This is a genomic window from Sulfolobales archaeon (assembly GCA_038881635.1).
Classification (GTDB): domain Archaea; phylum Thermoproteota; class Thermoprotei_A; order Sulfolobales; family AG1; genus WYEN01.
This window is the reverse complement of record JAVZPJ010000017.1, coordinates 1-7,889: the sequence shown is the minus strand read 5'-3', so window position 1 is coordinate 7,889 and position 7,889 is coordinate 1. Positions and strand designations below refer to the sequence as shown.

At 41.3% G+C, this 7,889-nt stretch carries 9 protein-coding genes and 1 tRNA gene; 7 read left to right on the top strand and 3 right to left on the bottom strand.

The window, feature by feature from the left end; all coding sequences use genetic code 11:
• Positions 1 to 158: 158 nt before the first annotated feature.
• The 5 genes from QXS89_07235 (at position 159) to QXS89_07215 (ending at position 2,598) form a co-directional block, all read left to right on the top strand.
• A complete protein-coding gene (locus tag QXS89_07235) occupies positions 159 to 482 on the top strand; it encodes a Rieske (2Fe-2S) protein (GenBank protein ID MEM3831966.1) in 324 nt (107 codons plus the stop codon).
• Positions 483 to 529: 47 nt separating this feature from the next.
• Positions 530 to 1,090 carry a flavin reductase family protein gene (locus tag QXS89_07230; protein MEM3831965.1) on the top strand — a complete coding sequence of 187 codons (561 nt, stop codon included), beginning with the start codon at positions 530 to 532 and terminating at the stop codon, positions 1,088 to 1,090.
• Positions 1,091 to 1,146: 56 nt separating this feature from the next.
• Positions 1,147 to 1,749: a prolyl oligopeptidase family serine peptidase gene (locus QXS89_07225; protein ID MEM3831964.1), complete on the top strand. Its 603-nt coding sequence runs from the start codon at positions 1,147 to 1,149 to the stop codon at positions 1,747 to 1,749.
• Between the two features lie 83 nt (positions 1,750 to 1,832).
• Positions 1,833 to 2,438: an isochorismatase family cysteine hydrolase gene (locus QXS89_07220; GenBank protein ID MEM3831963.1), complete on the top strand. Its 606-nt coding sequence runs from the start codon at positions 1,833 to 1,835 to the stop codon at positions 2,436 to 2,438.
• A 76-nt stretch (positions 2,439 to 2,514) separates the two neighbouring features.
• Positions 2,515 to 2,598: transfer RNA gene (locus QXS89_07215), tRNA-Leu, on the top strand.
• A gap of 92 nt (positions 2,599 to 2,690) precedes the next feature.
• On the opposite strand, the gene QXS89_07210 is transcribed toward QXS89_07215, so the two are convergent.
• Positions 2,691 to 3,329, bottom strand: a complete 639-nt coding sequence (locus tag QXS89_07210) for an adenylate kinase (GenBank protein ID MEM3831962.1) — start codon at positions 3,327 to 3,329, stop codon at positions 2,691 to 2,693.
• Between the two features lie 178 nt (positions 3,330 to 3,507).
• Between QXS89_07210 and QXS89_07205 the strand changes: the two genes are divergently transcribed.
• Together QXS89_07205 and lysA are read left to right on the top strand one after the other, a co-directional pair.
• Entirely contained in the window at positions 3,508 to 4,398 is an 891-nt protein-coding gene (locus QXS89_07205; protein MEM3831961.1) for a hypothetical protein, read from the top strand.
• A 9-nt stretch (positions 4,399 to 4,407) separates the two neighbouring features.
• Positions 4,408 to 5,643 (top strand): diaminopimelate decarboxylase, encoded by a 1,236-nt coding sequence (gene lysA, locus QXS89_07200; protein ID MEM3831960.1) that lies wholly within the window; start codon positions 4,408 to 4,410, stop codon positions 5,641 to 5,643.
• A gap of 3 nt (positions 5,644 to 5,646) precedes the next feature.
• Here the strand turns inward: lysA and QXS89_07195 are convergent, their stop codons facing one another.
• The gene (locus QXS89_07195) at positions 5,647 to 6,294 is read right to left on the bottom strand and encodes a DUF1122 family protein (protein MEM3831959.1); all 648 of its coding nucleotides are present in this window, start codon (positions 6,292 to 6,294) and stop codon (positions 5,647 to 5,649) included.
• Between the two features lie 9 nt (positions 6,295 to 6,303).
• On the bottom strand, positions 6,304 to 7,623 hold the full coding sequence (locus tag QXS89_07190) for a class II fumarate hydratase (protein MEM3831958.1): 1,320 nt from the start codon (positions 7,621 to 7,623) through the stop codon (positions 6,304 to 6,306).
• Positions 7,624 to 7,889 lie beyond the last annotated feature (266 nt).

Here is a 7,889-nt window from a genome sequence, read left to right as displayed (position 1 = left end):
GTAGGGGTAATGCGCCTGAGACCGGGCGCGGAGCTGAACCCGGCGAAAGCCGGGCATGTAGCTCCAAACCTCCCCAGAACCCTCGCCCTTTAGGACGGGGAGGAGGTCAGACAGGAAAAATTTTATAAGCTTTCCAATCAAAGAGCTAGGGTGAGATCATGCCTTGGAGACGTGTTTTTCGTGCGAGAACTCTAGAAGATTCGGGCGGAGTATCTGTTAAAGTTGATGATAAAGTGATCTTCATAGCGAGAGTAGACGGAGAACTCTACGGCTTAGACGGGGTATGTCCTCACGCGAGATGTGTTCTAGGAAGACTAGATCCTGAGAAGAAGAGTGTGAGATGTTTATGTCATGGTGCTGTATTTGATCTGGCTACAGGCTCTATGCTGGAACCTCCCAATGTAGCACCTGATTTTCCTAGGATGGGTCTTAAGAAGTATAATGTGAGAGTTAATGAGGAGTGGGTAGAGGTAGAGGTTTAAATCTGATCTTTTTAACCTGTTTCTCTAGTAGTATTCTGGTGCTTTAAATGTCTTATGTAGAGTATAGACATACATTCTACAGACCTATGCATCCTAGACCTACAGTGATCATAGGATCCATATGTCCTGGCGGTAGGATTAACTTCATGCCCGCCTCATGGAACACGCCTGTTTCTGAAGAACCTCCCACCATAGCAGTTGCTATTGATAGAAACACCTTCACATATGAATGTCTCGAGTATCATCCTGAGGCAACTATAAATATCGCTACATCAGATCAGCATCAGATAGCCTATGATCTGGGGAGTGTCTCAGGCAGAGATGTTGATAAGATAAGCAGATTTAATCTCAGAATAATCCCCAGTCTAAAGATCAAACCTCCCGGACTCGAAGGATCTCTAGCAATATACGAGTGTAAAGTTCGCGAGAGAATAGATGTAGGAGAAGTTAGATTATACGTGTTCGAAGTGCTTCTAGTAAGAGCTCTCGAGAATGCGGTGACAGAGTACGGACCGGATCTAGAGAAAAAGAATCTACTTCTACACGGAGTTGGCAGAGTCTTCTATAAAGTGGATCCTAGGAGGATCATGGCTAGAAAACAGTCTTAGATCAAGATCTTCAACCTATATATCTTTCATACCTTCAAAATCATATGGCGGTTTAAATGCCTAGAGCAATAGTATTCCATGGAGCTGGTAGCAGTCCTGAAGCTGTTTCATGGCTTTCAGATCCTATAAGAGAATTCGGATACGAAGTCTACGCACCAAGCTATAGAACATTAGAAGAAGCTCTGGAGATAGCTTCTAGAGATAGATATGATCTCTTCGCAGGCTTCTCACTAGGAGGAGCTGCTGCACTCATATCATCAGCCTTTCAAGGAGGACCTGTGATCTCTGTAGGAGCTCCTGCCGATAGACTTCTCCAAGCTAGATGGCTTGGAATACATGATGAAGGCAGTGCTCAAAGAGATCTCTATAATGAGCTTGTAAGAATACTAGGAGGACCTCCCTATGAGAATCCTATAGCTTATCTCAGAACCTCGGTTCTATACTATATCGAGAAGATTAAAGGACCTGTACTTATAATCCACGGCTCGGAAGACCCTATTGTAAGACCTTATCATGCTCTCATTCTAGAAGATTTCCTGAAAGTATTGGGAGTAAGAGTTGTCAGAGTATTCATAGAAGGTATGAGACATGCTCCAGCAGGACATCATAGAAGAGTTCTTCGCGAGCATATCCATGATTTTCTAAAGACTCTCACATAGATCTTGTTATAAAACCTGCTAGAAGGTCTTCCACCTTCTTTTATTAACTCCGAACATAAGTTCTCTATAATGGGTGCTCGTATTTGAAGAGTATTGAGGTTCCCGAGATAAAAATCTACGAGAAAATAACACTCAATCCGAGAGATACCGTGGTCATGGTCATAGATATGCAGAACGACTTCGCACATCCTAAAGGAAGGCTTTTCGTACCAGATTCTAGGAGAACTATAGATAGCATAGCCAGACTTCTCAGAAGAGCTAGAGAACTAGAGATACCCATCATATACACTCAGGACTGGCATATGAGAGACGATCCCGAGTTCAGGATCTGGGGAGAACATGCTCTAGCAGGATCCTGGGGTGCAGAGATCGTTGAAGAGCTGAAGCCTTCGGAAAACGATATAATAATAAGAAAACCTAGATATGACGCATTCTACGGAACAGATCTAGAGTATATACTCACGAGAATACTAAAAAGAGATAACATAATAATAACAGGAACAGTAGCCAACATATGCGTGCTCCACACAGCAGGCAGCGCATCACTCAGATGGTTTAACATAGTAGTACCCATAGACGGGATCTCAGCATTAAACGAATTCGACCTATACACAACATTAAGACAGATAGACTTCCTCTACAAAGGAGTTATAGTAAGAAGCGTAGACAACATAGAATTCAGAATATAAAACTTCACAAGATCTCAATACAGCTAACCATAAAAACTATAAGCCTGAAACACAAATAATAATCATGAGCGAAGGAGCGGGGGTGCCCGAGCGGGTCAAAGGGGGCGGGCTTAAGACCCGTTGGCGTAGGCCTGCGTGGGTTCAAATCCCACCCCCCGCACCTGATCTCTAGCATAGAGATCTATTCTCAGACCTCAGAATATCATGATCCTGAAAACCATGAGGAAGTTTGGATAATAAGAGTCTCTATCTTCATACCTTATAATGAGTGGTTGAGAGTGATATTATAGATTCTGCTAGCTCTCTCGCAGCTTCTTCAGCTCTTCCTTCGTTATTTCTAATGATCTTAATAGAGGATCCTGTGAGAGTAGCTACTACAAGAGCTTCTCTTCTATTGAGTTCTAGAAGCTCTTCTATAAGTCTCGGATCTGAGTAGTCTCCTCTATATCTCGAGGTATCTCTCTTCTGCCTCTCAATAATCTCATAAGGCTCCGCCTCGATTAGAGCGATAAGATCTGGCATGAATTCTGAGGCTACATGCAGAGGAAGTCCAGGCCAGAAACCTGAGGAGGTTCTTATGAGCAGATGTGTATCTATGAAGAGAACTCCTCTAGTACCCAGGTTCTCAAGCTCTCTCTCAGCAAATCTGATCATTCTTCTAGCAGCGTTAGCCTGATGAATAAGCTGGATTCTTAGAGGAAGTCTTCTAAGCTCGTCTCTACTCTTGACAATACCTTTATCAGAAAGTTCTTCAAGCATGAAATCTCCATAGTTGAGCACGAGGCTTTTAAAACCTTTCTCCTCTAGAAAGTTTCTGGCGAGATTCACCACAGTAGACTTGCCGACACCGGGAATGCCTACGACGACTACAACTAGAAAACTATGCCTCAGAAGACTCCCTGAATACTTATGGATATATCCTTAAAAAAATTGATGCTCTCGGCAGTCGTACTCCTTATTTAGACATATGATCTTGTTAGCATGCTTGGATTCTCTCTAGATTAAGAGTAGAAGGATCTCTTCATGAGAGAATGTATTTATATCCCATCAGATGAGATAGAATCTAATCATGGTAGAAAGTATTTATAATCTAAGATCTGAGAGGATTCGCATGAACAAGCATATCTGTAGCAACATAGTTATAGGCATGAGAAAAGATGAGGAGAGTTATAGAAGACTTTCTGAAGCTCTGGAATCTATAGTAGGTTTTTGGGATGTAATCCTACTACCTCTTCCTCGTGACCTCTGCAGAGATCTTGTTTTAAAAACTCTGGAGAGAAGATCTGATGGATCTATATTAGAAAGTCTTCTAGAAAGATATCCTAATCAAGCTTTTAGAAGAATGTGGAAACCTCTTCTACTCAAGATCCTAGGTATAGCTGAAGATCCTATTATGTGGAGGAAAGATCTGGTGTGCTATATTTCTGATGATCATATTAGAAGAACTGAGGAGAGAGGATTCGAACTAGCATATCTATTGTTCCGAGCAAATACTTTTGGTAGAGTAGATGAGAGAGAATGGCTTAGAGTGTTTAGGAGAAGTGAAGAGAATACTTTAAAAGATCTGGTGAGAGAATATCTTACCAGAGGTTCTACAGCTATTATCACCGATAGCTATATTGATTTCATAGAATTCCTAAAACCTGATGAGGTAGAGGATTATTGTAGATGTGCTCTCACAGATCTGATCCCAACACCTCTTGAAGTTCTAGAACTTATAAGCCTGAGATCAGGAGAAGATGTTGAAGCTGATCTCTTGAGAGATTCTGTGAAATGGTCTATAGATTATCTCAATATGGTGGTGACATCCATAGAATTATCAGAGGCTTATGAATGGCTTCTTAAAAATGATAGATACAGGATCTTTCTAGAAAGACTAGGTCTACACATATTGCATGAGACATGCCAGAGCAGATTAGATCTTAGAAATTATATTGCTGAAGACCTTCTAAATAGATAGAGGATTTAATTGATTGAGATCAGAGGCTCAAAACTTTATATAGGAGGCTTCTACGCTGGAGAACTTGCCGAGAGATTTGGAACTCCTCTCTACGTCTATGATGCTGAGGTTATTGAGAGGAATTATAGAATTCTAGTAGAATCCTTCGAGTACAAGCCTCTCGAGATCCTCTACTCTGTTAAAGCTAATAACAATATCGAGATCCTGAGAATCATAAGAGATCTAGGTGGCGGTCTTGATGTGGTTTCTCCTTTCGAAGCTCTTCTAGGTGTGAGACTAGGTTTTTCTTCTGATAAGATCCTTTTCACAGGTAGTAGTGTTAGTGATGAAGAGATGAGATTTGTAAGAGGAGATCTAGGGATCATGATTAATATTGATTCTCTCTCCCAGCTTAGGAGATATGGAAGAATCTTCCCTGAAACAGAGATCTCTCTAAGGCTTAATCTCATGATCGGTGCCGGTCATCATCCTTATACTGTTACTGGTGGTGCAACCAAGTTCGGTATTCAAATCAGCGAGATCGATAGAGCTGTAGAGATCGCTAGAGAGAATAAATTAAAGATCTCTGGTCTTCACACTCACATAGGCTCTGGAGTAATGAGCATAGAACCCTACACATCTGCTATGAGAAAGCTTCTAGAGATAGCCTCTAGATTCAGAGATCTAGATTTCATAGATATAGGAGGAGGATTTGGAGTACCCTATAGATCTGATGAAAAACCTCTAGACATCAAGCTTCTAGGATCTACTATCTCCAGAATGCTCATAGAATCAGGATTAGGAGATGGAGTTCTCAAACTAAGAATAGAACCCGGAAGATTTCTAACAGCTGAAGCAGGTGTTCTTCTCGTGAGAGTTATAGATGTGAAGAAGATCGAGGAGAACGGAGGTTTGAGAATATTTGTAGGCGTTGACTCGGGAATGAATCATCTGATAAGACCGGCTCTCTACGGCTCTTATCACGAGATCATATCTATATCAAGAGCTGGAGAACCTCCGGAGATGATCGCTGATATTGTCGGGAATATATGCGAGAGCGGAGATGTGATAGGTCTTAGAAGACCTCTTCCTAGAATAGAAGAAGGAGATATACTAGCTGTGCTCAACACAGGAGCTTATGGTTATTCGATGGCTTCCAACTATAATATGAGACCTAAACCTGCTGAAATAGTGATCTATGGCGGAAGAATTAGACTTACTAGAAGAAGAGAATCATTCGAAGATCTCATAAGACTTTTCATGTAAGCCTTAGGTTGGTGAGGAGCATCTAAGTATCTCATCTATTACTCTAGCTCTATCCAGAGCTCTTAGTATGAGAGGGTCTCTTGAGAAGCTCCAGAGAGATGTGAATTCTCTAACCTCTCTACATATCTCTCTCACATGTTCTAATCTTCTGACCTCCGAGATCGGTTTTTCAGCCTGTATCTTTATACTACCCTCCATAAATCCTTCTGGATAGTACCATGTTTTAAACCATGTAAACCCTCTCTTAAGAAGGTTAAAGCCTATTCTCGTCACCTGAGGAGGAGCTCCCAGATCTATGAGTCTCATGCTTTCCTCATCCCATATGTATTCTACATATAGATCTTCTCCAGGTCCTAGAGCGTTTGATAATATCTCATATATTGAATCCTCTATCTCAAGGAAGATCCCGGGATCAACTCCATAGATCTCTGCCCACGCTCTGAAGCCATCTCTCCCGCAGAATATCTTTACAGCAAAAACCCTTCTACCACTCTTCATAAATAAAAGATCATATTCTTCTCTGAATCTACCTCTTCTAATAATAGTCTCCACATCTCCCGCTATTCTAGGAGGATTTCTAAGTATCTTCTCTAATTCTCTCTGCCGGCACTCTATATAGACCTCTAGATCTTCATTCGAACTCTTATTCATATCCTCTCCCTAATACTCTCTAGCAGGTATCCCAGGTCTTACAAGTCTTCTCAGATCTAGTATCCTGCTTATCTCTTCATCACTATATCCAAGATTCTTCAGTGCTTCTCTAATAGATAATCCTCTTGAGACAGCTCTAGCTATCTCAGAAGCTTTATCATATCCTATCACAGGCGATATTATAGTCACCAGCGCGGGACTTCTTTCAGCAAGTTCTCTAGCTCTCTCTCTATTAGGCTCTATCCTGCTGATCACATGATCTCTCATTTTATTGAAGGCTTCTGAAAGTAGTCTGATCTGCATAACTATGTTATAGCCTATGAGAGGTATCCCCATGCTGAGCTCGAATTCTCCTAGAGATCCCGCCATCGTGTTAGAATGATCCAAACCTATCACTTGTGCCGCTGCAAGCATTGATGCTTCTACAGTCACAGGATTAGTCTTCCCAGGCATTATACTGCTTCCAGGAATCTCCTGAGGAATATCGATCTCTCCAATCCCTGTGAAAGGTCCTGAGAACATTAATCTTATATCCTGACATAATCTCATGAGATCCAGAGCTAGAACTCTCATAACGCCACTCAGAGAAATAAGATCTGTTAGAAGTCTCATAGCTCTAAACCTGCTTGAGGCTACAACCAGGTTTAATCCTGCAACCCTATTTATCTCTTCAACGATCATCTGTCCAAGTCTCGGATGAGCATTCAAGCCAGTTCCAACAGCAGTACCTCCTATAGGAATTTCTCTGATTATCTCAAGAGATCTTTTGAGAAGATCTAGATCAAGAGTGAAAGCATTAGAATACGCAGAAAACTCCTGACCCATTGTCACAGGAAGAGCATCTCTCAAATGAGTTCTCCCAGGTTTTACAACATCATCGGTTTTAGAAGCCAGAGTATTGAGAGACTCTATAAATCTCTCTAGAGAAGGTATGAGAACATCTCTAACCTCAGCTAGAGCAGAGATCCTCACAGCGCTGGGAACTACATCATTAGATGACTGACCCATATTAACATGGTCATTAGGATGAACCTTTAAACCACTTAACTCTGAAGCTTTCAAAGCTATGATCTCGTTAACATTCATGTTAAGCCCTGTACCCGAGCCGGTTTGAAAAACATCTACAACAACAAGATCATCATATCTACCCTCAGAAAGCTCTAGAGATGCTTTCATAATAGCCTCTCCAATCTCTCTATCGAGAAGACCTAGCTCTGTATTAGCCTTAGCAGCAGCATATTTAATCAAACCCATAGCCCATATAATCCTACGAGGAAATCTAGTCCCGGTAGAGAGGTAGACCTCTACAGCTTTCTCAGAGTACTTCATCAATATCACCCAAACCCATCAAACAATCTGTAATATAGAGCGTTCAACTCTTAAATTCTTTCCCTAGAAACAGAAGATCTCTATTATCAACAATGAGAATTCATAGCCGTGATATTATGAGATAGAGTTGAAAGAAATATTTTCTCTACCATCTATTACACAGATCTACACTCTCCACATTCTATCATTCTGTTCTTCTCTCGATCATATCAGATAGAATGATCTCAATCCTTCTAGCAACCTCATCCCAGCTACAGTTCCTCCTA

What these genes read in the sequence shown, in the direction of transcription:
- QXS89_07235 (MEM3831966.1), top strand. Translation starts at nt 159, where the DNA reads ATGCCTTGGAGACGTGTTTTTCGTGCGAGAACTCTAGAAGATTCGGGC.
- QXS89_07225 (MEM3831964.1), top strand. Translation starts at nt 1,147, where the DNA reads ATGCCTAGAGCAATAGTATTCCATGGAGCTGGTAGCAGTCCTGAAGCT.
- QXS89_07195 (MEM3831959.1), bottom strand. Translation starts at nt 6,294, where the DNA reads ATGAATAAGAGTTCGAATGAAGATCTAGAGGTCTATATAGAGTGCCGG.
- QXS89_07230 (MEM3831965.1), top strand. Translation starts at nt 530, where the DNA reads ATGTCTTATGTAGAGTATAGACATACATTCTACAGACCTATGCATCCT.
- QXS89_07190 (MEM3831958.1), bottom strand. Translation starts at nt 7,623, where the DNA reads ATGAAGTACTCTGAGAAAGCTGTAGAGGTCTACCTCTCTACCGGGACT.
- QXS89_07205 (MEM3831961.1), top strand. Translation starts at nt 3,508, where the DNA reads ATGGTAGAAAGTATTTATAATCTAAGATCTGAGAGGATTCGCATGAAC.